The following is a 26,500-nucleotide window of genomic DNA, read 5'->3' as shown; positions in this document are numbered from 1 at the left end:
TTCTTTTAGATATGAGCTTAACTCACGCAAAGGTACACATTGTGAAACCGCTAAAACACACCGAGTAGGCGCGAATTTATTTCGCGCGAAGATGCCACACTCTGCAACCGTTAAAAACGCGCCATATAATAGGCGCGAATTTATTTCGCGCGAAATACCTTAAACATTACTCTCCAACAAAAGTAACGCGACTGGTTTGCTGCTCATTTAAGCGAGTACGCAGAGCTATTTTTGCCTTGCTATCAACCTTTACTGGCTCAACATAAGACTGCCAGCTTTGGCCGTTATCGAGGCTGTACTCAATGCTCAAATAAGCAAATGCGCTGTTGGCATAGAGCTTACCATTTTCAATCACTCCACCTGGCACAGGCAAGTGTAAATTAATGCCACCTTGAGCTAGTTTTTCAAGCTCTTTTAAGCCAACGGCACTTGAAAACTCCGCCCAATCTTTTGCTTGTTTTTTACTATCAACGCTTTGCCCTTCCCAATCAGCTTTGTGCCATGCACGCTCTGCAACCGATAAAATACGTGGGAAGATCATCGCTAGCACTTGCTCTTCGGTACGGATTGTTTCTGACCAAACTTGACCCTGCATACCTAAAATATTCTCAGGTTTTTCAAGCTTAGGTAACGGGCGACCAACTAACGCCTCTAGATTAACAATTGGCTCGCGAGTGCGTGTGTAATCAGCATTGGCATACACATCATCTGGCATGTAGTTGAACGCTTTTTTGGTGTCGGTGTAACGGGTTGCCCAGTAATAACCACGCTCTTCAGGGTTTGCCTCGTACGGGTGATCAAAATACAAATGCGTACCATGCGATAACACCACTTGGTAACCGGCATTAGCTAAGCGATACGCTCTATCTGCAACCCCCCACTCCCAGATATTATCCCACGTATTAACGGTAAAGGTTTTATTTGGAAACTCATCACGCTTAAACGAGTTTTCACGATCATACATGATGCCATCTTCCCATATACCAGGAGAGATGCCACGTTTCTCAAGTAAGGTCGCAACACGCTGAGTAAAATAGGGTTTTAAATCTGCAGGGCCTGCAACACCATTATTAGGATCAGCAAACAGCGCCTGACAAATCGGCGAGCCAATCCACGAACCAGCCCCCACTTCATCACCACCTATGTGTAGATTTTTTAGCTGCACACCTGCTTCGCGGTACATCTGCTGAAGTTCATAAGTCACTTTATCTAAAAATGCGTAGGTTGAATCCATACATACATTCATCGAGTTATCTTTGTAGTTTTGAACTGTCATGTACACAGAGGTGTCTTTAGGATCGGTCAATAAATATTGTGTTGCAGGACCAATATCTACTTTTTGAATTTCCTTATTAGCAGACTGTGACTTGATGTTATTTTTAGCTGTTTTTTCAGCTTCTTCAAGCAGGTTGTGGTATCGCGCTTCCATTGCTTTAATTGAGGCACGCGCATGACCAGGCCCTTCAACTTCTGGGATAATTTGAATATGACGATCTTTGGCAAATTTTAATAGCTCAACAAATTCATCACGTTTTAAGTAACCATTACCTGAGCCTGATTTAAATGGCCCCGTACCAAGTTGCGTTAATAAACACTCGCGCTCTTCTAAATCAAAACAGCGATAGCCGCCAACATCGGTAAGTTCAGGTAAGCCTGGGATCTCAAGACGCCAACCTTCATCTTCTGAAAAGTGCCAATGTAGCTTATTCATTTTATAGCGAGCCATTTGCTCAACAAGTTTGAACATGGCTTCTTTGCCATGATAGTTACGACCGTTATCGTAATGCATGCCACGCCAGCCATAACGCGGAGCATCTTCTAATTCAAGACGTGGTAAATTTGCAGAGTCTTTACTGCCTGCTGGAATTAAGTTTAATACACTTTGCATCGCATAAAATACGCCAGCATTATCACTGCCTACGATATTAATGACATCATCGTTAATTTCCAGTGTATAACTTTCTGCTCTACCTGTATTTAAAGAAGGATCAACGTTTAGGCGAATGATTTTTTCTTTGCCAAGGCTTATATGGTCAGGTTGAGCTTTTAAACTAATTCCATAGTCATCTTGCAGGTCTTGCATGAAGACCATGACTTCATGTTTAAGCTGGCCTTGGTAACTAATTTGCCAATCACTGTTTAGTGTTGTTGTACCACGGTTAAAATCAACTTTTTGCGGTTTCGGAATAATTCGTTTTAATGCATCGTCTTTACTTACTTCGACATTATCTTCCTTGTTTCTTTCAAAACGAACTTTTGCAGTTGCCAAAACAGATAAATCTTTTGGTTCGTTGTAACGGTATAGTTGGTTATCACGAGTGAACGGCGTAACAAACTCTTTAAAGTCCTCAGTGTCTGTATTGGCAAAGATGGCAGGCTTACTCTTACCTGCTACAAAAAAAGCACGCGGCATAAAATCACTGTATGCAACAATCCACACTTGCGCATCGAAAGGAATATCTAAACTTTCGCCTGCCGCTAAACCTTTAAATGAACGGGTTGGCACAAGACGATGTAAGTCACCATTAACATGTTCAATATTAAGACCTGCGACATGCTCTGTTGAAATTTTACGAACCGAATGGATATAAAGTTGCCAATCACTTTCGCCTGCAGGTAACGCAACATCAGAGCGGTTGTTAAGGGTGATTTTTCCTAAAAAGCCCGCGTCTCTATTACGAAAGTTATCTTCAACTGAAAACAGTAACTCGGTATCTTTAGCAAACTGATTTACCTGCGACTGTGTGAGTGTCGCGTTTGCCATTATAGGCGCTGCCATTATCATTGCAGCGAGTGCAGACTTTTTAAAACCCATTACTTTCTCCTCGTTTATGCCCTGAGTTTACGGTATTTTTTCCGTATTACTTGTCATTTTTGTTTATTATTCATACCTATCATATAAAAACTAAAATGACAGCGCTATCATTTTATCGGAAATAAACGGGAAGATGTCGACGTGGAACTTGTTTCGCGTGAAGATTTAAACGCGCCATGCAAGCATGACGCCTACGGGTGTAGGCGTGAAATTTATTTCGCGTGAGCGTGAGATTAGACCTTAATGCAAAGATACTTTTCTTCAAGGTACTCATTTAATCCTTGATGACCACCTTCACGGCCAAGACCAGATTGCTTTACACCGCCAAATGGCGCTACTGGGTTTGAAATGAGGCCTTCGTTAATACCAATCATGCCGTATTCAAGTGCTTCGCTTACGCGATAAACTTGCTTGATATTTTCACTGTAAAAATACGCAGCTAAACCATACGGCACATCGTTAGCAAGCTGCAAGACTTCTTGTTCATCATCAAAAGCAATTATGCTGACTACAGGGCCAAACACTTCATCATGATAGATATCCATCTGTGGTGTCACATCAGTTAAAATTAATGGCGCTTGAAAGCTACCTTCAAGTTCGCTGTTATCACCAACTAATGACGCCCCTTTATCAACCGCATCTTGCACAAGCGTTTGTACTTTCTCTTTTGCTTTAGGATAAATTAATGGGCCAATATCCACCCCGTCATCAAGGCCATTGCCAACTTTTAACTCAGCTACTTTGTCTGTGAGTTTTTCAAGCACCGTCTCTAGTACCGAGCGCTGAACAAAAATTCGGTTAGCAGCAACACAGGTTTGCCCTGCGTTTCTAAACTTAGCCCCCATAAGGCCAGCAACTGCTTCATCTAAATCGGCATTTTCAAAAATAATAAACGGTGCATTACCACCAAGTTCCATCGATGTGTTCTTAATTGTAGATGCGCACTGTGAAAGTAACTGCTTACCTACACCGGTTGAACCTGTAAATGTGAACTTACGTACACGCTCAGACCCGGTCATGATCTCGCCAACCATTTTTGCATTTTCTGAGGCCACCACATTTAATGCCCCTTTTACAAACCCTGCTTTATCGGCAAGGTAAGCCAAAGCAATTGCACATAAAGGGGTATGCTCAGAAGGTTTAATCACGAAACTACAACCCGCTGCATATGCAGGGGCAACCTTACGAGTGATCATGGCGATTGGGAAGTTCCACGGTGTAATGCCTGCAACGACACCGATTGGCTGCTTTATGGTTGATAGACGATGTTGGCCGTCTGTAGCTGGTATGTTGTCGCCGTAACTACGCTTTGCTTCTTCACTAAACCACTTAATAAAGCCTGCACCGTATTCAACCTCCCCTAATGCTTCTTTTAAAGGTTTACCTTGCTCTTTGGTCATCAGCTCAGCAAGTTGCTGTTTGTGCTCAATAACCAACTCATACCAGCGACGCAACGTTTCACTACGCTCAGTCGCCGTTGTTTGTTTTAGCTTGCTAAATGCCTCGTCAGCACGTTTAATGGCCAGCTCAACGCCAGCTTCATCAATATCAGACACATCGGTAATTGCTTGTCCGGTTGCAGGGTTATCTACACTAAAACGCTGGCTCGTAGAATAAAAGTCACCATCGATAAACGAATCAGAAAAAACTAAATCAGACATAAAACCTCCTAGTAAAGCGGACCGCAAAAAACAAAAAACCGCTGTAGAGACCAAGCAACTACAGCGGTTTTTAGGTATTCAAAGCCGTTAAGAATTAATGCTCTTCATTAACGATATTGAGATTATACTTTGGAATTTCAACTACCAGATCTTCGTCTTTAATAATTGCTTGGCAACCAAGACGAGACTCAGGCTCAAGACCCCATGCTTTATCCAACATGTCGTCTTCTAGCTCATCACTTTCATCTAAAGAATCAAAGCCTTCACGAATAATTAAGTGGCATGTTGTACACGCGCATGACTTTTCACAGGCATGCGGAATACTAATACCATTTTTAAGCGCAACATCTAATACGGTTTCGCCTGTAGGAGCTTCAATTGCAGCGCCTTCTGGGCATAACTCTTCGTGTGGAAGAAAAATAATTTGTGGCATACCTTACCTCGTTAAACTTCGTCTACTGACTGCCCTTGCAGCGCTTTTTTGATTGATGCATCCATTCTACGAGCAGCAAATTCGCTACTTGCATTGTCGACAGCTTCAATTGCTGCTTTAATTTCTGCCGGTGTTGTTGCGCTTTCGCGTACCGCAACAAGTTTAGCAATTTCTGCTTTTAACGCAGCTAATTCTTGTTCATCAAGTAATGCACTGTCAGTTGCCAGTGATGCTTCTAGTGCTTCAACAACGCGTAACGCTTCAACTTGTTGCTCTTTAAGCATACGCGCTTGCATGTCGTCTTTGGCATTACTCATTGAGTCTTTTAGCATGTTCGCAACTTGGTCATCCGATAAACCAAATGATGGTTTTACTTGGATTTCAGCTTGCACACCGGTTGATTTTTCCATTGCCGATACACTTAATAGGCCATCTGCATCAACTTTAAAGGTTACGCGAATATGCGCAGCACCTGCTGCCATGGCCGGAATACCTTTTAAGCTGAATTTTGCCAGCGAGCGGCAATCATCAACAAGCTCACGCTCACCTTGTAGTACATGCAGTGACATCGCCGTTTGACCATCTTTAAACGTGGTGAACTCTTGTGCACGTGCTACAGGAATAGTGGTATTACGTGGAATGATTTTCTCAACCAGGCCACCCATGGTCTCAAGACCCAATGACAGTGGTAATACGTCTAATAGCAGCATGTCTGAATCTGGTTTGTTGCCAACCAGTACATCTGCTTGCAGCGCCGCACCAAGTGCTACTACGCGATCAGGGTCAATAGAAGTCAGTGGCTCTTTATCAAAAAATGCCGCAACTTGAGAGCGTACAATTGGCATACGTGTCGAGCCGCCAACCATTACCACTTGCAGTACTTCTTCGTTTTCGATACCCGCATCTTTTACTGCACGGCGACAAGAGCGTAGTGTTTTCTTCACAAGACCAAGTGCTAGCTCATCAAACGTTTCGCGGGTAACTTCAACTTTGTGGCTTTGGCCATCAAACTCTAAGCCTACATTCACTGTTTGGTATTGGCTTAGTGCTTCTTTACAGGCTTTTGCTTTATTAATAAATAAACGCAGTACCGATGCAGAAAGCTCGCTCACACCGGTTTGCTTTTTGAAGTAATCTACCAATAGCGAGTCAAAATCGTCACCACCTAGGCTCGAATCACCGCCTGTAGCAAGCACTTCGAACACACCTTGGTGTAAACGTAAAATAGAAATATCAAACGTACCGCCACCTAAATCGTATACGGCGATAATACCTTCTTGGCCTGAATCAAGGCCATAAGCAACAGCCGCAGCCGTTGGCTCGTTTAGTAAACGTAATACGTTGATACCAGCAAGTTCAGCGGCATCCTTAGTACTTTGGCGCTGTGCATCATCAAAATACGCTGGCACAGTAATAACCGCACCTAAAATATCTTGGCCTGCAAAGCTGTCTTCTGCGCGAAGTTTCAAGGCTTTTAAAATTTCACTCGATGCAGTTACAGGGCTAATTGCGCCCGCAACGGTGCTGATTGCTAACGAGCCATCATGCTCACAAAATTGATACGGCAATTGACCATAGCTTTTTTCGATTTCAGCCTGCGTTTTACCTAAGAAACGCTTCACTGAGATCAAAGTATTAGCAGGGTCTTGAGTGGCAGCTGCCGCCGCTCGTTCACCCACCACGATGCTATCTGCTTGGTATTGCACAACCGATGGTAGCATCGCATTGCCTGCTAAATCAGTCAGTGTGCGGGCTTCGCCGCTTTGCACTGTAGCAACTAACGAGTTAGTCGTACCAAGGTCAATACCGACTGCTAATTTGTGCTCGTGTGGTGCCGCGCTCTGCCCCGGCTCAGCAATTTGCAATAATGCCATAATGCTCTTTTTAAACTCTTAAATAGCTGCTTTATACAACTAATAATTAATCATCAAATAAACTGTCTTCAATGCGCTCAAGTTCATCTTGCAATTTATAAACGAACTTTAATTTACGAATATTATCCGCAGCTGCTTGCCATTGTTGTTCATCATTGCTGGCTAATTGCTCAGCAAGTTCACGACTATATTGCTTGTCTAACTGCCTAATTTGCGTTTCAAACTGCGCGATGGCTGCATCAGGATCTGCGGCATTTTCAAGCTCTTCGAGTTCTTCGCGAAGTTCCATTTGCTGCATTAAGAAATGTGGGTCTTGTAAGGTTTGCTGTTCAGCACGAATATCGACACCTAGCTCACTCAACATGTACTCTGCACGCTTCACGGGGTGTTTTAAAGTTTGTAACGCATCATTGATTTCAGCTGCATTTTGCACAGCAAGTAACTTATCGCGGCTGCTTGAACTGGCATGGCGATCAGGGTGAACTGCACGTTGCAGCTCAAGGTAGTGTTTATTTATCGTCGCTAAATCAATATTGTAATCAACTGGAATTGCAAATAATTCAAAGTAACGCATTACATTATCCAACTAGGTGAACAGGAAATAACAAAGCCCTACATAGGCAGGGCTTCAAGCGAGGAAAATTTTTTGAGCTTAAACCGTGAAGCTTTCGCCACATCCACACTCATCAGCTTGATTCGGGTTATTAAACTTAAACCCTTCATTCAAACCTTCTTTGGTGTAATCAAGTTCAGTGCCATCAATGTACACTAAGCTTTTCGCATCAACGATTACTTTTACACCACGGCTTTCAAAAATTTCGTCGCCTTCTGCTAAGTCGTCAACAAACTCAAGAACATAAGCAAGACCTGAACAGCCCGTCGTTTTAATGCCAACGCGTAGGCCAATGCCTTTGCCGCGATTTGCTAAAAATGATTCTACGCGGTTTGCTGCCGCATCTGTCAATGTCACTGCCATGAAATTATCTCTTACTTCGCTTGTTTGCTTTTGTAGTCAGCAATTGCTGCTTGAATTGCGTCTTCCGCTAAAATCGAACAGTGAATTTTCACTGGCGGTAACTCAAGCTCAGCACTGATATCAGTGTTTTTGATTGTTGCCGCTTCGTCTAAGGTTTTGCCTTTTACCCACTCAGTTACAAGTGAAGAAGAAGCGATTGCACTACCACAACCATATGTTTTAAATTTTGCATCTTCAATAACACCTTCTGGTGATACCTTGATTTGCAATTTCATTACGTCACCACACGCTGGTGCACCCACCATGCCTGTTGCTACTGACGGATCATTTTTGTCTAATACACCCACGTTACGCGGATTTTCAACATGATCGATTACTTTATCACTATAAGCCATAATACTATCCTCACTACCTGCTAGCGGCGGTTCATCACTAATTAGTGATGCGCCCACTCAACTGAATCTAAATCAATACCTTCTTGATGCATTTCCCATAGAGGAGACATCTCACGTAAACGGCCGATCGAGTTTTTGATTAGTTCAACGGTGTAATCAATCTCTTCTTCAGTCGTAAAGCGGCCAATGCTGAAACGAATTGAGCTGTGTGCTAACTCGTCATTACGGCCTAATGCACGTAGTACATAAGAAGGCTCTAAGCTTGCTGAGGTACAGGCTGAACCTGATGAAACAGCAATGTCTTTAACAGCCATTAATAACGACTCACCCTCAACAAAATTGAAGCTGATATTTACAATACCTGGCACTGACTGGCTTGGTTCACCATTGAAGTAAACTTCGTCCATATCAGCCATGATGCCATCAATCAAACGCTTACGTAGTGCGCTGATGTGTGCATGATCTTTTTCGAAATCTTCTTTCGCGATTCTAAATGCCGCACCCATACCTACTAATTGGTGCGTAGCCAGTGTGCCTGAACGCATACCACGCTCATGACCACCACCGTGCATTTGTGCTTCTAAACGAGCACGTGGCTTACGACGAACATAAAGTGCGCCTACACCTTTCGGGCCATATACTTTGTGGCCAGAGAACGACATGAAATCTACTTTTAACTGTTGCACGTCGATAAGTACTTTACCTGCGCTTTGTGCAGCATCTACGTGGAACATAATTTTGCGCTCACGGCACATTTCGCCGATTGTCGCGATATCTTGGATAACACCTAGCTCGTTATTTACGTGCATTACGCTTACAAGTACTGTGTCATCACGCATTGTTTCTTCAAGCTTTTTAAGGTCTAGAAGGCCGTTTTCTTCTACGTCCATATAGGTTACTTCAAACCCTTGACGCTCAAGTTCACGACATGTATCGATAACAGCTTTATGTTCTGTTTTAACCGTAATAACGTGCTTACCTTTCTTTTTGTAGAATTGCGCAGCACCTTTAATAGCGAGGTTATTTGATTCTGTTGCGCCAGAGGTAAACACGATTTCGCGTGGATCAGCATTAATTAGATCAGCAATATCTGTACGCGCTTGATCAACCGCTTCTTCAGCTTGCCAACCAAAACGGTGTGAGCGTGATGCTGGGTTACCAAAATTACCGTCCATAGTCAGGCATTGCATCATTTCTTTTGCCACACGTTCATCAACAGGCGTGGTTGCTGCGTAATCTAAATAAATCGGTAACTTCATTTCTCTCTCCGCTTTCGTCAAGCTACAGTTGACAGCTTACTTGAATGTTTTCCAGTTGCTTAATTGCATTATTGATGCTGTTATCTTGGCGAGATGCGACTTCTTTCACGTCTGATTTCTCAACCAATTCAGCAAGGGTAATACTATTTAAAAACTCTTCGATACGTGCGCTCAAATCAGACCACAAGGTATGGGTCAAACAGCGCATGCCGCTTTGGCAGCCACCCGTTGCACCGTGACAACGAGTTGCATCAACAGATTCATCAACAGCATTAATAACATCACCAACAGAAATTTTATCTGCGTCACGCCCTAATAAATATCCGCCACCGGGGCCACGCACTGAACTCACTAAGCCATTTTTTCTGAGTCTGGCAAATAGTTGTTCTAAATATGATAAGGAAATCTCTTGTCGTTCTGATATATCGGCCAGGGGCACTGCACCCACATTTGTATGGAGTGCAACATCCAACATGGCGGTTACTGCGTATCTGCCTTTTGATGTTAACTTCATGGAGCCCCCGATGTTACTGCACGCTAAGGTGTGCAAATTTTAATTACCAGACCAAAATAGTCAAGTATTATCATCTGATAAAAATAGATGTTAACCATTGATAAAACCGAATACCCGACAAAATTAGTCAAGTACTAGGTGTCATTGTAATTACCTGAGTAATTTAGTCAAGTATTATACTTATAACCAGTGATTATTTTATAGACTTATTAATTGAGGTAAGAATACCGCGTAGAATATTCATTTCGGCTTCTTCAGGACGTGCGCGATTAAATAAACGACGTAATTTGGTCATCACTAAACCTGGGTGCTGTTTAATGATAAAGCCGGTGTCATTCAATGTTTGTTCTAGATGCTCGTAAAACAACTCAGTTTGTTTAGCACTTGGGTAGGTTGCTTCATCTTCTTCTTGTGCTTTTGGCTGTGTATTCAAGTAAGCCATGCGTGTTTCATAGCATAGCGTTTGTACAGCCATCGCTAGGTTGAGTGAGCTATATTCAGGGTTTGCAGGAATACATACATGGTAATTACACTGTTGTAGTTCTTCGTTAGTTAAACCACTATTCTCACGACCAAACACAAGTGCAACTGGGCCATTTACAGCCTCTGCTACGAGCTTTTCACCGCATTCACGCGGCTCTACCATAGGCCATGATAAGGTACGCGAACGCGCGCTAGTACCAATTGTTAGAGAACAATCAGCAATGGCATCGGCAAGGGTATCAACAACCACCGCTTTGCCGAGCACATCGGTTGCACCCGCTGCAAGCGCACTCGCATGACTATCGATTTCACAAGCAGGATCAACAAGATATAAATTTGATAAACCCATCGTTTTCATCGCTCGTGCTGCTGAGCCAATATTACCAGAATGAGATGTGTTAACTAATACGATACGAATATCATCAAGTGTCATTGCGTTGTTACTTACTGAATGTCAAAAATTGCGCGAATTCTAGCACGAAAGCAATTCTGGAGGCTATATAGATCGTGCAGTCAATCATAATTGATCGTAGATCATGTTTGCGGTTTATCACTTTTATTGATGATAAATCGGGTTGAATTGGAGCACGAAACTGCGCTAAAAGTTTTTCGCTGTTAAAATTTATAAGGTCGAAATTTAATTTAAAATCAGCTCAGTACAAAAAACAACCAAAACTATTTCTGCTTTGTTGTTTACTTTGCAGTAAAAACCGCTAGAATACGCCGGCTTAAATATATTCGTTCTTTTACAACCCAAAGGTAATGCTATGCATCCAATGTTAAACATTGCGGTTCGCGCTGCGCGTAACGCAGGCAAAATTTTACTTCGTGCAAGCGAAGATTTATCAAAAGTTGATGTACAACAAAAAGGCACTAACGACTTAGTGACTAACATCGATAAAGAAGCTGAAGCCGCAATTCGTGACACTATTTTAAAATCTTACCCAGATCACACTATCGTAGGTGAAGAACTTGGTGAGCACAAAGGTAAAGATGCAGATTACCAATGGATTGTAGACCCTCTTGATGGCACGACTAACTTCATCAAGGGTATCCCTCATTTCGCAGTATCTATTGCACTTAAAGTTAAAGGTCGTTTAGACCAAGCCGTGATCTATGATCCAATTCGTGGTGAATTATTCACAGCATCACGTGGTCAAGGCGCACAGCTTAACAGCAAGCGTTTACGCGTAACTAAAACTAACGAGTTAGCAGGTTCTATCCTTGCGACTGGTTTCCCATTCAAGCAAAAGCATCACTTAGACGCATACTCAGAAGCGTTTAAAGCACTTTTCGTACACACTGCTGATATTCGCCGCGCAGGCTCTGCTGCATTAGATATGGCTTATGTTGCAGCGGGTCGTGTTGATGGTTTCTTTGAAATTGGCCTTAAGCCATGGGACACAGCAGCGGGCGAGCTTTTAGTAAAAGAAGCTGGCGGTATGGTTGTTGATTTCGCAGGTGGTATTAACTACAACCAAAGCGGCAACATCATCTGTGGTGCACCTAAGTTAACACAAGCGATCATTCGTGAAATTCGCCCAGTATTAACTGAATCACTACTTCGCTAACAACGGTTGTAATCTAAAAAAGGAGCTAAGGCTCCTTTTTTTGTGGCTGAAAGTACTCATTTTCCAATGCAATTTCAATCGTACTACCTTCTTTAAATGGCAAGCTCACTAAGCCTTCAGCAAAGTATCGATTAAACATTTCATCAAACTCTCCCGATGCTTGCATCGTTTGTAGTCCTTTAAGCAACGCTTTCGCTAACGCTGGCTTACGATGACTGACAAAGAAATAAAATGCAGTTGGGTAACTAATATAAACATCGGGAACAATCACTAACCGCTCGTCATTTATCTGCTCAAGCTCAGACATAACTTCTATGAAAGAGCGAGGAAAATAGTCAACGCGCCCTGCAATAACTAAACTAAACATGGCTTGATAATTAGCTAATGGCCTAACCGATAGACCATTTTGAGCTAAAATTTTTGTATCAGGCCAGTCATGCCCCTGTATAGCAGTTAACTGAGCTAGGTCACGCTTATTTTTAAGCTGGGTAAAACGAGGTAAAAATGACCGCTTTGTCAGTAATGCCCGCTTACCAATATACCCTTTGAATAAAGGGACTGGCACGGCAATGGCTAGTTGCTCACGCTCTGGGCTGGTCATACTCCAGTAGATATCAGCTTGATTAGCATCAAGCCTTAGCAAGGTTCGTTGTTGATGAGGGTGAACCAACACTTTGTTTATCTTAACAGGGAATTGAGCAGCCTCTAAGGCTTTCAGTAACAGCTCATTAAGGTAATCATCACGTTTATACAGAGGACGTTGTTCGACTGCTAAATTAACAACGGTATCAGCATACACAGTTGGGCTGCACATTAGTGTGATTAATACAAAGGCTACGGCTGTTAATTGCTTCATTATTATTTTTATCGTTGTGTTTTTTTTAAGCTACACCTAGCCTGTAAATGGTACAAGTGAAATTAGCCCAACTTAAAATTAATTCATAATCCAATATGTGCTGTTTCATCACTCACACTGCTGAGCCTCACGACTGCAGGGGCAGGACGACTACGTTTACAGACAAATAAATGACTCGTTTGATAACGTTTAGCTTCTTTTTTTGCATCAGTTGCCAATGCAGCAACTTGATGGCTATTGATACAAAGCTCTAAATCGGGCTTCACAAGGCCTATCGAAAGTGTAAGTAAAGGAACAAACTGCTTTTTGCCTTCTCGATTGCTTGCCCAATAACCGCCCTGTGCAATATGTTCTGGGGTGAAAAAGGCACGCGATTTTTGCTCAAATAAAGTAATTATGTTGTGACAAACAGTCTGTGCATCCTCTTTATCAAACACCACCATAAAGTCATCCCCCCCTATGTGGCCAACAAACCCTTTACTGAGACTAGATGCATCAACAATAACCTCTGCCAATAATTTAATCACACTATCACCGCTGGCGTAACCGTATAGGTCATTGAATTGTTTAAAGTGATTTAAATCAACATACGCAAGTGAGAACGGATAATTATTGCGAAGTCTCAGCTCAATCGCTTCGTTAATAGCGACATTGCCCGGCAGCATAGTCAATGGGTTTGCATGTTGAGCATGGCGGATTTTTTCTTCAGTAATGTGTTTTAAGATATTACGCAGTGGCGCTAAACCTAAGTATTCGCCATTTCGGGTGATTACTATGTGTCGACGAATATCAAATTCAAACTCGGTAATTTGCTGACTTACCGTATCCAGTAACTCATTTTCGTCAACTACCAGAGGTTGTTTATCCATCAAGGATGTCACTGGTTGTTTATCATAAAGTGCATGCCCATAAGGTGCGGCGAATACTTCTGTTAGTTGGTCTCGGTGTAGTAATCCAACGGGAATGTTGTGTTCAAGAACAGCAAGACTTGTAAGCGACTTATCTTGCTCAAAAAGACTATGCGCATCTTTGCAGCGTGTGGTTGTTTCGATACTGGCATATTCCACAGCTAACCAGCCAATAGCCATCGATTGCTCAAAACTACTCGAATTATCAGGTGACTCTAAGTGCGCTAAGCACTGAATATTAATTTGATAGCTGGGCTGCAAGCTTGGTCTTTCCAGTAAAAAACCTTGTGCATGTTGAATACCCAACCCCTCAAGCAAACGTAACTCCTCTGCCCGCTCGATTCCCTCAGCGATAACTTGCGTATTCGTTGCTTTGGCAAGCACAATAATTGATTTAAGAAACTCTTTTTTCACCACGCTCTGGTCGCAGTGATCAATAAAGTAGCGATCTATTTTTACAAAATCAGGACACAATTCTGACCACTGCTTTAGACCTGAATAGCCTGCACCTAAATCATCAATAGCAATAGAAAAACCAAGTTCACGATAATGAGCAATGGTCTTTAGTAGTAAAAAGCCATCTTCCACTTTTTCTTGCTCAGTGACTTCAATCACAACGCGATTCGCCGCCAAACCAAAGTGTTCAACAAGATGTAATGTTTCTCCTTTAGGATGGCATGGGTCGAGTAGAGTCTTTGGGCTTACGTTTAAAAAGAGCTTACCTTGTAAGTTTAATTTAACGAAGTTTTCTATCGCCTTACTTCGACACAAGAGCTCTAACTCTGAAATTTTATTGCATGCAATTGCTTCGCGAAACAAAGCGCTAGGCATTTCTAATTCAGAGCCTTTTGGACCACGGCTAAGGGCTTCGTAGCCCAAGATATGCTGATTAGAAATATCAAAGATAGGCTGAAATAGGGTTTTTATTTCATTGTTATCTAAAATTCGCTGTAGTGGCTCACTCACCTTTCACCTAGCGTCTGTTTTAAAAGTAGGCGATTAAAGTAGCAATTCTGTATGACAATTTTATGGCAACTTAACTTATCATCATGATGATTATTCAATTAAGTTGTTTAATACGTGCAATACTATCAATCATTTTTAACTTAGCTTGATGGTAGTCTTGTTCAGTCATTGCGGCCTGTTCAGCAATAGCAAAAACAGCTAAAGAATTGAGCAGTAATTGTTGCGCATGGTAACAGCGAGGCTCTGTAAAATCAGGTAACGTAGGTGTAAGCTCCATCGGCGCCGACTGTACCGCCTTTGTCGCTTTCATCTTAGACACATAATCAGCCATTACTAACAAACTAGCTTCACATTCTGGTAGCTGTGTTTTCATTGCTAAAAATAGCGACTCAGATGAGTGTATCAAGCTATCAATAGCTTCTTTAACCATTAATTGATCCGACTCGGCTTGCAGGCTAGTTAACACTTTCCATGCTAAGCCTTCATAGGCTGTTAGTGATTGCTGTGCAATCGCCTCTTGTGATTGTTGAGTTGCTGTTGATTGCTGCTCTTGCTGGTCTTTACAGGCACTCAATAAGTAGATAATACATAGACTCATTAAGAGATGTTTCATAAATTTCTCCCAATAAAAAACCGCCCAACAGGGCGGTTCTTGTCAAGCTAGGCTTGTTAAGGCATAGGATCCAGATCCGCACCTTCTTTTTCAATTACTTCTGGAATTAGGTCTTCTTTGCTTACACCCATTGCAATCGCTACTGCTGAAGCAACGTATACAGAAGAGTAAGTACCGATGAACACACCAAATAGTAATGCTGTCGCAAAACCGTGAATCGTTTGACCACCCCATACGAACAACGCAATCAATACTAAGATCGTGGTGATTGATGTAACTAAGGTACGGTTTAGAGTTTGCGTTAATGAAATATCGATAATTTCAATCGTGTCATCAACACGTACTTTACGGAAGTTTTCGCGGATACGGTCAGATACAACGATGGTGTCGTTGAGTGAGTAACCAATTACCGCCAAAATTGCCGCAAGAATCGTTAAGTCAAACTCAAGACCAAGCACTGAGAATAAGCCTAACGTGATGATAACATCGTGTAAAAGTGCAGATACCGCACCTACCGCAAAACGCCATTCAAATCGAAACGCGACGTAAATCAAGATACAAATAAGCGCAGTTAACATGGCAAGGCCACCCTGCTCTTTCAGATCTTCACCCACACTTGGGCCAACAAATTCGATACGACGCATTTCTACTGTCGGCTCAATTTTTTGCAATGCCGTAATGATTTGGTTACCAATAACTTCTGCTTTAACGCCTGCACCTTGCGGTGCAAGACGTACTAAAATCTCTTTACTTGAGCCAAACAGCTGCACCGAGAAATCTTCAAAACCACTTTCTGTGATTGCATCACGTACTTGTTTAAGATCGGGTGCTTCTGTAAAGCCTACTTCAACAGCGGTACCGCCAGTGAAGTCGAGACCAAAGTTCAAGCCTTTAGTAAAAAACGAAACGAAAGAAGCCAAGATCAACAAAGTCGACACTGTCATGGCAAACTTACGTAACTTCATAAACGGCAGTGTTTTACCACCTAGTTTTAAAATTTGCATGCTGACTCCTAAATCGACAACTTATCAATACGCTTACCGCCAATGAATAAGTTGATGACCGCACGGGTACCAACAATGGCTGTAAACATAGAGGTGATAATACCAATCGCAAGTGTTACTGCGAAACCAGCAATCGGGCCGGTACCCACTGCAAACAGGATCACTGCTGCGATAAGTGTTGTGATATTAGCATCGAAAATGGTGCTAAATGCGCTGTCGTAACCAAAATGAACGGCTTGTTGCGGGCTACGGCCATCAGCAAGTTCTTCACGAATACGTTCAAAGATCAGTACGTTGGCATCAACCGCCATACCGACTGTCAGTACAATACCTGCAATACCCGGTAGCGTTAACGCAGCACCTGGTATTAATGACATAACACCCACAATTAGCACTAAGTTAGCACCTAGGGCAATATTAGCGACCATGCCAAAGCCTTTGTAGTAAGCAAGCATAAACACAAGTACGAACACAAAGCCAAGTGCAACCGCAGTCATACCCGCTTCGATATTCTCTTGACCTAAGCTTGGACCTACTGTGCGCTCTTCAACGATTTGAATTGGCGCAACTAAAGCACCAGCACGAAGTAATAGGCTTAAGTTATGTGCTTCAGCAGGGTTATCGATACCAGTAATACGGAATGAACGGTCAAGACGGGCTTGAATCGTTGCCACGTTAATGACTTCTTCCACTTTAATTGGTGGCTGTGCTTTACCATTTTCGTCTGTTTTACCTGATGGCTTGTATTCAATGAATACCGTTGCCATGCGTTTGCCGATAGCACGCTTAGTGAAGGCATTCATTTTTGCGCCGCCTTTACTATCTAAGCTAATGCTTACTTGTGGACGCTGATATTCATCCATACCTGATTGCGCACCCGTGATATGGCTACCTTCAAGGATGATGCGTTTTTTCAGCACCACAGGATAACCTTCACGTGCCATAATCACTTCTGTGCCTGGCGGTACACGACCTTGCATAGCGGCACTTGCATCTGCATTTTCGTCTACTTCACGGAATTCTAGTGTTGCTGTTGCACCCAGAATTTCTTTTGCACGGGCTGTATCTTGAACCCCTGGTAATTGCACGATAATACGCTCAGCACCTTGGCGCTGTACGTTAGGCTCTGCAACACCGATTTGGTTAATACGATTACGAATGATTGTTTCGTTTTGCTTGATAGCGTAGTCACGAATTTCTTTAAGCTTTTGTTCGCTCATACTGGCGTAAAAAGCGTTATCACTGCTGCTATCATCAATATAAACATTCAGTGGGTAACGGGTTGATAAGAAACGTTCTGCCGCATCTTTGTCTTCTTCGTTACGCATTTCAACTCGGACACGATCGCTATTTGCTACGCGGCGAATGGTGCGATAACGTAGCTTTTCTTCGCGCAAGTCACTTTTAAAATCTTGTTCCATTTGCTCAAGCTGAGTATCAACCGCCGTCGCCATGTCGATTTCCATAGTAAAGTGAACACCACCGCTTAAATCTAGGCCTAGCTTCATTGGGTTACCGCCCAATGCTTTTAACCACTCAGGTTGAGCTGGTGCCATATTGATTGCTGAGATGTAATCTTCACTAAGGGAATCACGCAGTAGGTCTTGCGCTTTTAGTTGCTCTTCAACATTCTTAAAACGAACGAGGATCTGTCCGTCTTCAAGTTTGCTTGATTTAACAGTAACGTTATGTTCTTTGAGGGTCGCATTTACTTTGTCGAGTACGCTGAGGTCAGCATCAGTACCTTTAGTGCCTGATACTTGTATGGCCGGATCACGGCCATACAAGTTAGGTGAGGCATATAAAATACCAACGACTAACACAACAAGAACAAGTAAATACTTCCATAATGGAAACTTGTTTAACACGTGTGAGTCCTTATTTTTATTGTTATAGCGACTTCATAGTGCCTTTTGGCAGTACTGAAGAAACAGCTGATTTTTGTACTGTTACTTCAGCTTGATCGTTTAATGAAATCACGATGAAGTCTTTATCATCAGCGATTTTAGTAATCTTACCCACTAAGCCACCTTGCGTGAGTACTTCGTCGCCTTTCGCCATCGCACTCATTAGGGCTTTATGCTCTTTTACACGCTTAGCTTGTGGACGGTAGATTAAGAAATAAAATACCAAACCAAAAATACCTAGCATGATTAGCATTTCCATGCCACCACCTGCTGGTGCTGCACCTGCCGCACTTGCGTGGGCGTTTGAGATGAATAAACTCATTTCACTTCCTCTTTAATTTTTCTAAAAATTTAATCTGATGTATCTGCAAGCTCTGGCACTTCTTGGCCGCGGCGTGCATAAAAATCTGCAACAAATTCGTCTAGTTTGCCATTACTGATGGCATTACGTAAGCCTTCCATCACGCGTTGATAATAACGTAAGTTGTGAATCGTGTTTAGTCGTGCGCCTAAGATTTCATTACATTTATCAAGATGATGCAAGTATGCACGTGAATAGTTTTTACATGTATGACAATCACACTCAGGATCCAGTGGACCGGTGTCTGTTTTATGTACGGCATTTCGAATTTTAACAATGCCACCAGTAACGAATAAGTGGCCGTTACGGGCATTACGCGTAGGCATTACACAGTCAAACATGTCGATACCACGGCGAACCGCTTCAACTAAGTCTTCCGGTTTACCAACACCCATTAAGTAACGAGGCTTATCTTCTGGCATTTTGTACGCGCAGTGATCAAGAATATTGATCATCTCGTTTTTCGGCTCACCGACCGATAAGCCACCTAATGCATAACCATCAAAGCCGATTTCTTCTAAGCCTTTTTGCGATTGTGCACGAAGCTCAGGGTACATACCACCTTGGATAATACCAAATAGCGCAGCAGGGTTATCACCATGGCCTTCTTTTGAGCGTTTAGCCCAACGAAGTGATAACTCCATCGAGTCTTTCGCTTCTTTTTCAGTGGCAGGGTATGGCGTACATTCGTCAAAAATCATTACGATGTCAGAGCCTAAATCACGCTGAACTTGCATCGCTTTTTCTGGCGAAAGCATGATTTTTTCACCATTTACAGGTGAGCTAAACATCACGCCCTCTTCGGTGATTTTACGCATTGCGCCTAAGCTGAATACTTGAAAACCGCCTGAGTCAGTTAGGATTGGGCGATCCCAATTCATAAAATCGTGTAAATCACCGTGCTGCTTAATGATTTCTGTGCCTGGGCGTAGCATTAAGTGGAAAGTGTTACCTAGGCAGATTTGCGCGCCAGTATCTTTCACTTCGTCAGGCGTCATACCTTTTACAGTGCCGTAAGTACCTACAGGCATAAATGCGGGTGTTTCTACTACACCACGCTCAAAAATCAAGCGGCCGCGGCGCGCTTTACCGTCAGTGCGGTCTAATTCAAATTTCATATTATCCTCAGTGTCGGAAAAACAGTCCAACAAGCTATAATTTAACCGCTCGATTCTACCCTGTTTGCAGGTTTATTACTATTAATTGGGCTAAATTCGAAAATAAAAAGCCCGCTAGCTAAACTCTTCCCACGATGCAGAATTCAGCGTCGCACTGAGGCTTCATATCAACACATAACTTAGTAAGAATGGTTAAAAATAAAAACCCAGTGAAATGCTGGGCTTTTTACGGGGTGATAAGATGACTAACGCTTATTTACGCGTTAAGAACATGGCATCGCCATAACTAAAGAAACGATACTGTTCTTTAATCGCCGTATGGTAAGCACCCATTATGTTCTCTTGGCCTGCAAAGGCACTGACTAGCATGATTAACGTTGATTCAGGTAAGTGGAAATTTGTTACCATGGCATCAACCACATTGAACTGATAACCTGGGTAGATAAAGATATCGGTATCACCAAAGTAAGTATCAAGTTTACCGCCATGTACTTTAGCAGCAGATTCTAACGAGCGTACTGATGTAGTACCTACGGCAATGACGCGACCGCCTTTTGCTTTGGTTTCGGCTACCGCTTTAACCACATCATCAGGTACTTCAATGTACTCTGAGTGCATTACATGCTCATCAACTGAGTCAACGCGCACAGGCTGGAATGTACCCGCACCGACATGCAAGGTCACAAATGCCATATTAATGCCTTTCTCTTTTAAAGCGGCCATTAATATGTCATCAAAATGCAGGCCTGCAGTAGGTGCGGCAACAGCACCAGGCTTTTCACCATAAACCGTTTGGTAGCGCTCACGATCTGACTCGTTATCAGGGCGGTCAATATAAGGTGGTAATGGCATGTGGCCGATGTCGTTTAGGATATCAAGGACATTTTCGTCTTTGGCAAATTCAAGCTCAAAAAGCTCGCCATGACGTGCAACCATGGTTGCTTCTGCCTTACCTTCAAGAATGATTTTTGAGCCTGGCTTTGGCGATTTGCTAGCTCGCACATGCGCAAGCACACGGTGCTCGTCGAGTACACGCTCAACCAACACTTCAAGCTTACCACCTGACTCTTTTTGCCCAAACATACGCGCAGGGATCACTTTGGTGTTATTAAAAACCAATAGGTCATTTTCATTAACAAGCGATAAAATATCGCTAAATACTTTGTGCTCTACTTGACCGGATGGGCCATCAAGCGTGAGTAAACGACTGCTTGTACGGTCCGCTTTCGGAAAACGAGCAATTAATTCATCTGGAAGGTCAAAGCTAAAGTCGGCCACGCGCATAGAGTGTATCTCTTATAAATAAAAACGCGCCAAGTTTACTCTGATACGCTCACTACCTCAAGCAAACCCAAGCGCATATTGACCTAGGGTAAAAGTCGTGCAATTTTAACAGGCTTATTAGCCATTTTAGGTAAAGTTTGCTTGTAGATTAGACAAAATGTCATTATTCTAACTTATTCATTAAACATGGGTTAAGTTAAGAGGTAGTAGCGCCATGGCAAAGCAGTTGAAACTGCTAATTTTAAACGCTAGCGTTGCAGAACGTGAGACAATTAAGTCAACACTCAATAAACTTAACGTCTTTTCGTTTATTGAAGTAAATGACTCTCAAGACGCGTTAAAAATCCTCAAAACTCACCCTGTGGATATTATAATTACAGGTCTTGAAGTCGGAAAAATAGACGGTTGGCGCTTCTCTCGCATGATCCGCTCTGGGCTATTAAAAACACCGAAAAATACCCCCATTTTACTTACGCCGCCGATTTATTGTGAGCGTATTGCTGAGACCACAGCTCGCAGTTACGGTATTGATGCTGTATTACCATTTGAACGCCAAGATATGCTGCCACAAGTATTAGCGAATGTGCTTTCAACTCATTTAGAAAAAAGTAGTCGGCTTAATTTATTACTTCTCGAAACTGATAACAGCAAAGCGCATAGCATTACTGAGCAACTTAAGCTGAGCTTTGCAGTAACGCATACAACATCGACAAAAACAGCACTTGCTACTTACTTACAGCAAAAGTTTGCAATCGTGTTGATTGATGCAACTCAGTCTCAGTCTGATCCTGCTGGCACGTTAATTAGTGAAATTTTGCAGCATAATCCAAAACAGGCGATCGTCACCATCATTGATAACAATGATGCGGATTACGCGGAGCAGTTGTTACTTTCTGGCGTTACTGATTTTATTCGTGCGCCTTATGATCAGTCTTTATTGAGTAAAGTGTGTGATCATGCAGCGCGACGTGAAGACTTTATGGTGAGTTATGCTGAGTTTGCTCAAAAAGTGGAGCAATTAAGTCAAAGCCAAAGCCGTTATAAAGAACTGTTTTCAGCTCACCAACGTATTTTGCTTCACCTTAATACTGTTGTGCTTGAGTTTGATCAACAAGGCCATATTCGCTTTATAAACCCAGCATGGGAAAGCCTGACTGGCTACGGTATAAAATCAAGTTTAGCGAAGTCGCTTGCTGACTTTTGCCTACCTGAGTGCCAACACAAATTACAAGATACGGTACAAAGCATTTTGCATGGCGGCGCACAACAGCAGCAAGTTGAAATACAACTTAAACATAAAAATGGCAATGCTATTTGGGTTGAGTGCCGTATGCAACTGATCAAAAATAGCCGCAACTCAGCCACCATCACGGCGACGATAGATAATATTCATGAACGCAAACAAGCTGAGTTACAATTACGCCACTTAGCCCTTCATGATACCTTAACTGAGCTGCATAACCGTTACTACTTTGACCAGCAATTACAACGTATTTGCCAAGCTAAATATACCAATAACGATGTAGAGCATGCACTGATATACATCGACCTAGATCACTTTAAAATTATCAATGACAGTAAAGGTCATCAGCAAGGTGATATTGTTTTAAAAGAAGTGGCTCAGTTATTTACAGCCAATATTAGCGAAGAGCACTTAGTGTGCCGTATTGGCGGTGATGAATTTGCAGTTATATTGAAAAATACGACCCTGCTCGATGCTCACTTAGTCGCAGAAAGTATTTGTATGGCGATTGAAAAGCATCAATTCCATTCTGAAGGACATGTTTACTCAATTAGCTGTTCAATTGGTCTGACGCAGATTACTGCACAAAACAACGACCCAAGCGAGTGCCTTAAACAAGCTGATATTGCGCTTTATGTAGCAAAAAGCCTAGGCCGAAATTTAGTGCATTGCTACTCAAAAGAAGACAGCAGCCATAATAACTTGCAAGCGGGTTTAGAGTGGGGACATAGTATTCGCCAAGCACTGCAGCATGACTCAATTGAGCTTCATTATCAGCCAATATGGGACTTTAAACGTAGCCATGTAGCCTATTTTGAGACCTTATTACGTTTAAAACTGAATGATGAACTGGTTTACCCTAATCAATTCATTCCAGCATTAGAGCTACTTAATGATACGTATTTGATGGATCAGTGCGTTATTAAAAATGCAATTAAAAGTGTTGCCGAGTACCCTGAGCTGAATCAAATCGCCATTAACTTATCGGCACAATCATTTTTAGATGAGCGCTTATTACCACATATCGAATCAAGCTTAGCAGAATACAACGTTGAGCCAACGCGTATTATTTTTGAGATCACTGAATCAGCCAGTATTAATAATCTAGCCGCAACCAGAGCAATGATAGAACGCCTTAATAGTTTAGGCTGTCATTTCTCTATTGATGATTTTGGTACAGGTTTTAGTACCTTTAACTACCTTAAACAACTACCCGCACAGCATGTTAAGATTGATGGATCATTTGTACGTGACATGCTCAACGACCCCATCGATTTAGCGTTAGTGAAAGCAATTAATGATATTAGCCGCTCTCTGGATAAGCGCTCAGTTGCTGAATATGTTGAAAATAAAGAAATATTTTTAGCACTAAAAGAAATAGGCATCGATTACGGGCAAGGTTACTTTATTGCCCGTCCAGTACCTGTTGAAAAAATTAATAGCGAGCTTGAAAGAATATCTACGGATAAACTTTTTAGCTAACAATTAGCTAGCAAACGCGCACCTAAAATTGATACATTTTTAAACAATTTTATTGGTTTTTTAACTTTCATCCTGATAATACTCATCTATAATTAATTCACACCAACACAAAATGTCATGCTTTTATGGTGATACAACCAAAAAAACATGACATTAATTATTAAATTATACATACTGAAAATAACTTAACATCGTTAAGTTCATGTATTATCGGTATAAAGGAGAAAGTGATGACACAATTAATCGTTTTGTTGCTGATCATTAACCTAGGGATAGCTTATCAATGTTACCGTAATGCAACTTTTAAGGGGTACCCAGTTAAAGTATTCACAAGCTTAGGGCTAGTGCCCTACTTTAATCTGGTTGTATGGGTTTACTTACTCTTCTTACCTAACTTAAAACCTTTTACAATGGATGAAAAGCAGCCACTATAGGCTGCTTTTTGTTAGTAAGGTTTTTACCACTTTAAAACTCATACTGGGTTGCGCGATTAAGTAAGGCATCTGCTTTAATATCACCCACCACACATTTTTTAATGTCTGATTTTTTAAACACTTTAATTTGCTCGCCCTTATTTTCGCTAATACCACGAATAATAAAACTAACATGTTCATCATTCGGCAGCGTTCTTAATCCACTACCGTAATCACATAAAGTCAGTGACAAGCTTTTATCCACCCGCTGTGTAAGCTCTGCCAACTGCTGTTTTTGCTCTGTAATACGTGCTTGTTTTTTTTCCGCTAACTCTTTACGCATTGCTTGTTGCTGTAAAGACAACTTTTGCTGCTGTTTTTCCAGCTCCTTAATTGATGCTTGCAGCTCTTTTTTGCGCTGTTCAAGCTCTTGTTCTTTGGCATCTTTATCGTGGCGGCGATCAAACTCAAGGTCACGTTTTTCACGCTCAAGATCACGAATTTCTCGACTAACATCACGCTCTTGCTCTGCAACTTCGCGCACACGCTCTGCGCTTTCACGCATCACCTCCATCGCGTGTTGATAGGCTTCTTGCGTTTTAACAACAACGGCATCGCTAATAACTTGTACATGTTCACCTAATACTTCAATTTCGCTGATCTCTTCAAAGTCAATGTCAGGCAGCGGTGGAAGTGGTGCATCGGGCACGGATGCGAATACACTTGACCAGCGAGAATGGCTTCGCACGTCAAAGCTAAATACCACACCTTGGTGCTGTAAATAACTTGCTGAGACATTTCTGACTTTGTTATCTGTATCCTGCTTTAAAGCCGCTGTTAGGATTTTTTCCATGATCCCGACTTCACGCTGGATTCGAGCTAACTCTTCAGTACTTTGGGCAGACACAGGGTTGACTGCTGCTATACCACATAATAATAGCACTGCACTGGTTATCATGTTCTTTGACATTTTAATACTCCACATTGTTGGCAACGGTTGGCAATGGCCTGCCGTCCACTTGCTCTGCTAAATCATTCAACTGCATACGCAAATATGCTTGGTCTTGAGCACGCTGCGTTTTGATATACGCAAGCACGCTGGCAATATCTTCTTGGCGCTCTATTCGCCCTGTTTTGATTGCTTCTTTGGCTAGTTGATACATATGTTGCTGCTGTACTTGGTTTTGCGCCGTTAAAATATTTTGTAACTGATCAATTTGCTTTTGCTGCGACTCTAACAAATTCGTTTGCTTTGCCACTTGTTCAAGTAACTGCTGATTTCCTTGTTGCGGATTACTCATAAATAGCCAAGCACATAATGCAATTGAGGCAGCCATCGCCCACATCCCTGAACCAAAAAACAGATGCGATTTTTGTACTTTTGGCATGCTTGATTCTCTGTCCCAGTGAGGAACGGGTACTGTTTCATACTCTTGGCTTTGCTGTTGCCACTTACTTGCATTGTTCATCATTAATGCATACTCAGCATTGGCTTGTAACAATTCAATTTGTTCGTCTGTCAGGCTTTCACCTTCTAACCATGCGGTAAATAATGAATCTAAATTAGCCATCTACGGCCTCCAAATGCACTTTTAACTTGCCCAATGCACTGTATAGTCTTGATTTAGCGGTATTGGTCGAAATACCTAATTGCTCAGCTATCTCTTCGAATGTACAGTGCTGAAAAAATTTTAACTCCACAACCAAACGTTGCTCCCAGGGTAAATTGTTCATCATCTCTTTGAGTTCATGATGCTGCTGGTATTGCAATTGATTAGTCTCTAATTCGCTATGCTCACAACTTTCTTCTGGCACACCATCCAAGCTTTGATGCAGTTTACGACGGCGATAATATTCAACACTACGCCGGTGCACGATTTGATAAAGCCAAGTATTGAAACTCGATTCACCACGAAAGCTCGGTAAACTCTTGTACACAGAAATAAATACTTCTTGCATCAAGTCCATTGCATCATCAGGATGGCTTAACATCCGTAAGCAATAGTTATATACCTGTGTTTCGTGTTGTTTGACTAATTTCAACCACGCTCGTTTATTGCCCTGTTGCGCCTGGGCAATTAATGTTTCAAGTGATTGAAAAAACACACTAGCCTCGTCATCTGATCTGCCTTTAATGGTTTTGTTATTATGTTAGTCGAGGGAAGGAAAAAAATAGTTTGTTTAAATAATAAAAAACCCCAAATTTTTATTTGGGGTTCTTTATACCCAAACCACCTCAAGATGCGAGTTTCAGTTGGAATTAAAAGCGGTTTAGGCAAGGCATTGATTGCAAATAATAGTGGTTCTATTGTTAAAATCAATAACGCAGTATAAATCGCTTTTAAACCAACCCTTTGGGCGCTT

24 protein-coding genes are annotated in these 26,500 nt (G+C 42.0%); 3 read left to right on the top strand and 21 right to left on the bottom strand.

Translation table 11 applies throughout. The annotated features are described in order from the left end of the window. Nucleotides 1-166: 166 nt before the first annotated feature. From LY624_RS01655 to trmJ, 10 genes are all read right to left on the bottom strand, one after another. Nucleotides 167-2,815 carry a family 20 glycosylhydrolase gene (locus LY624_RS01655; RefSeq protein ID WP_341803720.1) on the bottom strand — a complete coding sequence of 883 codons (2,649 nt, stop codon included), beginning with the start codon at nt 2,813-2,815 and terminating at the stop codon, nt 167-169. Nucleotides 2,816-3,048: 233 nt separating this feature from the next. Next, complete coding sequence (locus LY624_RS01650; protein ID WP_341803719.1) at nt 3,049-4,476, bottom strand: NAD-dependent succinate-semialdehyde dehydrogenase; 1,428 nt, start codon at nt 4,474-4,476, stop codon at nt 3,049-3,051. 94 nt (nt 4,477-4,570) lie between these two features. Next, a complete protein-coding gene (gene fdx / locus LY624_RS01645) occupies nt 4,571-4,909 on the bottom strand; it encodes an ISC system 2Fe-2S type ferredoxin (protein ID WP_062567243.1) in 339 nt (112 codons plus the stop codon). Between the two features lie 11 nt (nt 4,910-4,920). After that, nucleotides 4,921-6,783, bottom strand: coding sequence for a Fe-S protein assembly chaperone HscA (gene hscA, locus LY624_RS01640; RefSeq protein WP_237114737.1), 1,863 nt, complete (start codon nt 6,781-6,783; stop codon nt 4,921-4,923). 46 nt (nt 6,784-6,829) lie between these two features. Continuing rightward, a complete protein-coding gene (hscB, locus tag LY624_RS01635; RefSeq protein ID WP_341803718.1) occupies nt 6,830-7,357 on the bottom strand; it encodes a co-chaperone HscB in 528 nt (175 codons plus the stop codon). 78 nt (nt 7,358-7,435) lie between these two features. Then, nucleotides 7,436-7,759, bottom strand: a complete 324-nt coding sequence (iscA, locus tag LY624_RS01630; protein ID WP_062567240.1) for an iron-sulfur cluster assembly protein IscA — start codon at nt 7,757-7,759, stop codon at nt 7,436-7,438. 11 nt (nt 7,760-7,770) lie between these two features. Further along, a complete protein-coding gene (iscU, locus tag LY624_RS01625) occupies nt 7,771-8,154 on the bottom strand; it encodes a Fe-S cluster assembly scaffold IscU (RefSeq protein ID WP_062567433.1) in 384 nt (127 codons plus the stop codon). 41 nt (nt 8,155-8,195) lie between these two features. Further along, nucleotides 8,196-9,413: an IscS subfamily cysteine desulfurase gene (locus LY624_RS01620; protein WP_062567239.1), complete on the bottom strand. Its 1,218-nt coding sequence runs from the start codon at nt 9,411-9,413 to the stop codon at nt 8,196-8,198. A 22-nt stretch (nt 9,414-9,435) separates the two neighbouring features. Beyond that, nucleotides 9,436-9,927, bottom strand: coding sequence for a Fe-S cluster assembly transcriptional regulator IscR (gene iscR, locus LY624_RS01615; RefSeq protein ID WP_130151589.1), 492 nt, complete (start codon nt 9,925-9,927; stop codon nt 9,436-9,438). A gap of 193 nt (nt 9,928-10,120) precedes the next feature. Further along, the gene (trmJ, locus tag LY624_RS01610; RefSeq protein ID WP_237119810.1) at nt 10,121-10,843 is read right to left on the bottom strand and encodes a tRNA (cytosine(32)/uridine(32)-2'-O)-methyltransferase TrmJ; all 723 of its coding nucleotides are present in this window, start codon (nt 10,841-10,843) and stop codon (nt 10,121-10,123) included. Nucleotides 10,844-11,177: 334 nt separating this feature from the next. On the opposite strand from trmJ, the gene suhB reads away from it, so the two are divergent. Beyond that, nucleotides 11,178-11,981: an inositol-1-monophosphatase gene (gene suhB / locus LY624_RS01605; RefSeq protein ID WP_130151587.1), complete on the top strand. Its 804-nt coding sequence runs from the start codon at nt 11,178-11,180 to the stop codon at nt 11,979-11,981. A gap of 25 nt (nt 11,982-12,006) precedes the next feature. Here suhB and LY624_RS01600 read toward each other — a convergent pair whose 3' ends face one another. The 8 genes from LY624_RS01600 to queA form a co-directional block, all read right to left on the bottom strand. Continuing rightward, nucleotides 12,007-12,837: a substrate-binding periplasmic protein gene (locus LY624_RS01600; RefSeq protein ID WP_341803716.1), complete on the bottom strand. Its 831-nt coding sequence runs from the start codon at nt 12,835-12,837 to the stop codon at nt 12,007-12,009. Nucleotides 12,838-12,920: 83 nt separating this feature from the next. Further along, complete coding sequence (locus tag LY624_RS01595; RefSeq protein WP_341803715.1) at nt 12,921-14,711, bottom strand: GGDEF domain-containing protein; 1,791 nt, start codon at nt 14,709-14,711, stop codon at nt 12,921-12,923. A gap of 94 nt (nt 14,712-14,805) precedes the next feature. Continuing rightward, nucleotides 14,806-15,324 (bottom strand): hypothetical protein, encoded by a 519-nt coding sequence (locus tag LY624_RS01590; RefSeq protein ID WP_341803714.1) that lies wholly within the window; start codon nt 15,322-15,324, stop codon nt 14,806-14,808. Nucleotides 15,325-15,380: 56 nt separating this feature from the next. Next, nucleotides 15,381-16,328: a protein translocase subunit SecF gene (gene secF / locus LY624_RS01585; RefSeq protein WP_341803713.1), complete on the bottom strand. Its 948-nt coding sequence runs from the start codon at nt 16,326-16,328 to the stop codon at nt 15,381-15,383. Nucleotides 16,329-16,336: 8 nt separating this feature from the next. Next, on the bottom strand, nt 16,337-18,196 hold the full coding sequence (gene secD / locus LY624_RS01580) for a protein translocase subunit SecD (RefSeq protein WP_341803712.1): 1,860 nt from the start codon (nt 18,194-18,196) through the stop codon (nt 16,337-16,339). A gap of 22 nt (nt 18,197-18,218) precedes the next feature. Then, nucleotides 18,219-18,557, bottom strand: coding sequence for a preprotein translocase subunit YajC (yajC, locus tag LY624_RS01575; RefSeq protein WP_062567230.1), 339 nt, complete (start codon nt 18,555-18,557; stop codon nt 18,219-18,221). Between the two features lie 29 nt (nt 18,558-18,586). Further along, nucleotides 18,587-19,714, bottom strand: a complete 1,128-nt coding sequence (gene tgt, locus LY624_RS01570) for a tRNA guanosine(34) transglycosylase Tgt (RefSeq protein ID WP_058583935.1) — start codon at nt 19,712-19,714, stop codon at nt 18,587-18,589. A 252-nt stretch (nt 19,715-19,966) separates the two neighbouring features. Continuing rightward, nucleotides 19,967-20,998: a tRNA preQ1(34) S-adenosylmethionine ribosyltransferase-isomerase QueA gene (gene queA, locus LY624_RS01565; RefSeq protein ID WP_341803711.1), complete on the bottom strand. Its 1,032-nt coding sequence runs from the start codon at nt 20,996-20,998 to the stop codon at nt 19,967-19,969. A 214-nt stretch (nt 20,999-21,212) separates the two neighbouring features. On the opposite strand from queA, the gene LY624_RS01560 reads away from it, so the two are divergent. After that, nucleotides 21,213-23,723 (top strand): EAL domain-containing protein, encoded by a 2,511-nt coding sequence (locus LY624_RS01560; RefSeq protein ID WP_130151581.1) that lies wholly within the window; start codon nt 21,213-21,215, stop codon nt 23,721-23,723. 230 nt (nt 23,724-23,953) lie between these two features. Next, complete coding sequence (locus LY624_RS01555; protein WP_062567226.1) at nt 23,954-24,157, top strand: hypothetical protein; 204 nt, start codon at nt 23,954-23,956, stop codon at nt 24,155-24,157. 31 nt (nt 24,158-24,188) lie between these two features. Here LY624_RS01555 and LY624_RS01550 read toward each other — a convergent pair whose 3' ends face one another. Genes LY624_RS01550 through LY624_RS01540 form a run of 3 tightly spaced genes read right to left on the bottom strand, consistent with a single transcriptional unit; the run spans nt 24,189 to nt 26,242 of the window. Continuing rightward, nucleotides 24,189-25,106 (bottom strand): hypothetical protein, encoded by a 918-nt coding sequence (locus tag LY624_RS01550; protein WP_341803710.1) that lies wholly within the window; start codon nt 25,104-25,106, stop codon nt 24,189-24,191. Nucleotide 25,107: 1 nt separating this feature from the next. Next, entirely contained in the window at nt 25,108-25,707 is a 600-nt protein-coding gene (locus tag LY624_RS01545; RefSeq protein WP_130151579.1) for a hypothetical protein, read from the bottom strand. After that, nucleotides 25,700-26,242 carry an RNA polymerase sigma factor gene (locus LY624_RS01540; protein WP_341803709.1) on the bottom strand — a complete coding sequence of 181 codons (543 nt, stop codon included), beginning with the start codon at nt 26,240-26,242 and terminating at the stop codon, nt 25,700-25,702. Before LY624_RS01540 ends, LY624_RS01545 begins: the two co-directional genes overlap by 8 nt. Nucleotides 26,243-26,500: the final 258 nt, after the last annotated feature.

This window comes from Pseudoalteromonas sp. N1230-9, assembly GCF_032716425.1.
Taxonomy (GTDB): domain Bacteria; phylum Pseudomonadota; class Gammaproteobacteria; order Enterobacterales; family Alteromonadaceae; genus Pseudoalteromonas.
This window is presented reverse-complemented; position numbering and strand designations above follow the sequence as displayed.

Bases quoted from the DNA above. Each gene is read 5' to 3' on its own strand.
- queA (WP_341803711.1), bottom strand. From the start codon at position 20,998: ATGCGCGTGGCCGACTTTAGCTTTGACCTTCCAGATGAATTAATTGCT.
- iscA (WP_062567240.1), bottom strand. From the start codon at position 7,759: ATGGCAGTGACATTGACAGATGCGGCAGCAAACCGCGTAGAATCATTT.
- LY624_RS01555 (WP_062567226.1), top strand. From the start codon at position 23,954: ATGACACAATTAATCGTTTTGTTGCTGATCATTAACCTAGGGATAGCT.
- LY624_RS01550 (WP_341803710.1), bottom strand. From the start codon at position 25,106: ATGTCAAAGAACATGATAACCAGTGCAGTGCTATTATTATGTGGTATA.
- suhB (WP_130151587.1), top strand. From the start codon at position 11,178: ATGCATCCAATGTTAAACATTGCGGTTCGCGCTGCGCGTAACGCAGGC.
- LY624_RS01600 (WP_341803716.1), bottom strand. From the start codon at position 12,837: ATGAAGCAATTAACAGCCGTAGCCTTTGTATTAATCACACTAATGTGC.
- LY624_RS01650 (WP_341803719.1), bottom strand. From the start codon at position 4,476: ATGTCTGATTTAGTTTTTTCTGATTCGTTTATCGATGGTGACTTTTAT.
- secF (WP_341803713.1), bottom strand. From the start codon at position 16,328: ATGCAAATTTTAAAACTAGGTGGTAAAACACTGCCGTTTATGAAGTTA.
- iscR (WP_130151589.1), bottom strand. From the start codon at position 9,927: ATGAAGTTAACATCAAAAGGCAGATACGCAGTAACCGCCATGTTGGAT.
- trmJ (WP_237119810.1), bottom strand. From the start codon at position 10,843: ATGACACTTGATGATATTCGTATCGTATTAGTTAACACATCTCATTCT.
- LY624_RS01545 (WP_130151579.1), bottom strand. From the start codon at position 25,707: ATGGCTAATTTAGATTCATTATTTACCGCATGGTTAGAAGGTGAAAGC.
- LY624_RS01620 (WP_062567239.1), bottom strand. From the start codon at position 9,413: ATGAAGTTACCGATTTATTTAGATTACGCAGCAACCACGCCTGTTGAT.
- LY624_RS01560 (WP_130151581.1), top strand. From the start codon at position 21,213: ATGGCAAAGCAGTTGAAACTGCTAATTTTAAACGCTAGCGTTGCAGAA.
- hscA (WP_237114737.1), bottom strand. From the start codon at position 6,783: ATGGCATTATTGCAAATTGCTGAGCCGGGGCAGAGCGCGGCACCACAC.
- tgt (WP_058583935.1), bottom strand. From the start codon at position 19,714: ATGAAATTTGAATTAGACCGCACTGACGGTAAAGCGCGCCGCGGCCGC.
- iscU (WP_062567433.1), bottom strand. From the start codon at position 8,154: ATGGCTTATAGTGATAAAGTAATCGATCATGTTGAAAATCCGCGTAAC.
- LY624_RS01655 (WP_341803720.1), bottom strand. From the start codon at position 2,815: ATGGGTTTTAAAAAGTCTGCACTCGCTGCAATGATAATGGCAGCGCCT.
- yajC (WP_062567230.1), bottom strand. From the start codon at position 18,557: ATGAGTTTATTCATCTCAAACGCCCACGCAAGTGCGGCAGGTGCAGCA.
- fdx (WP_062567243.1), bottom strand. From the start codon at position 4,909: ATGCCACAAATTATTTTTCTTCCACACGAAGAGTTATGCCCAGAAGGC.
- hscB (WP_341803718.1), bottom strand. From the start codon at position 7,357: ATGCGTTACTTTGAATTATTTGCAATTCCAGTTGATTACAATATTGAT.
- LY624_RS01590 (WP_341803714.1), bottom strand. From the start codon at position 15,324: ATGAAACATCTCTTAATGAGTCTATGTATTATCTACTTATTGAGTGCC.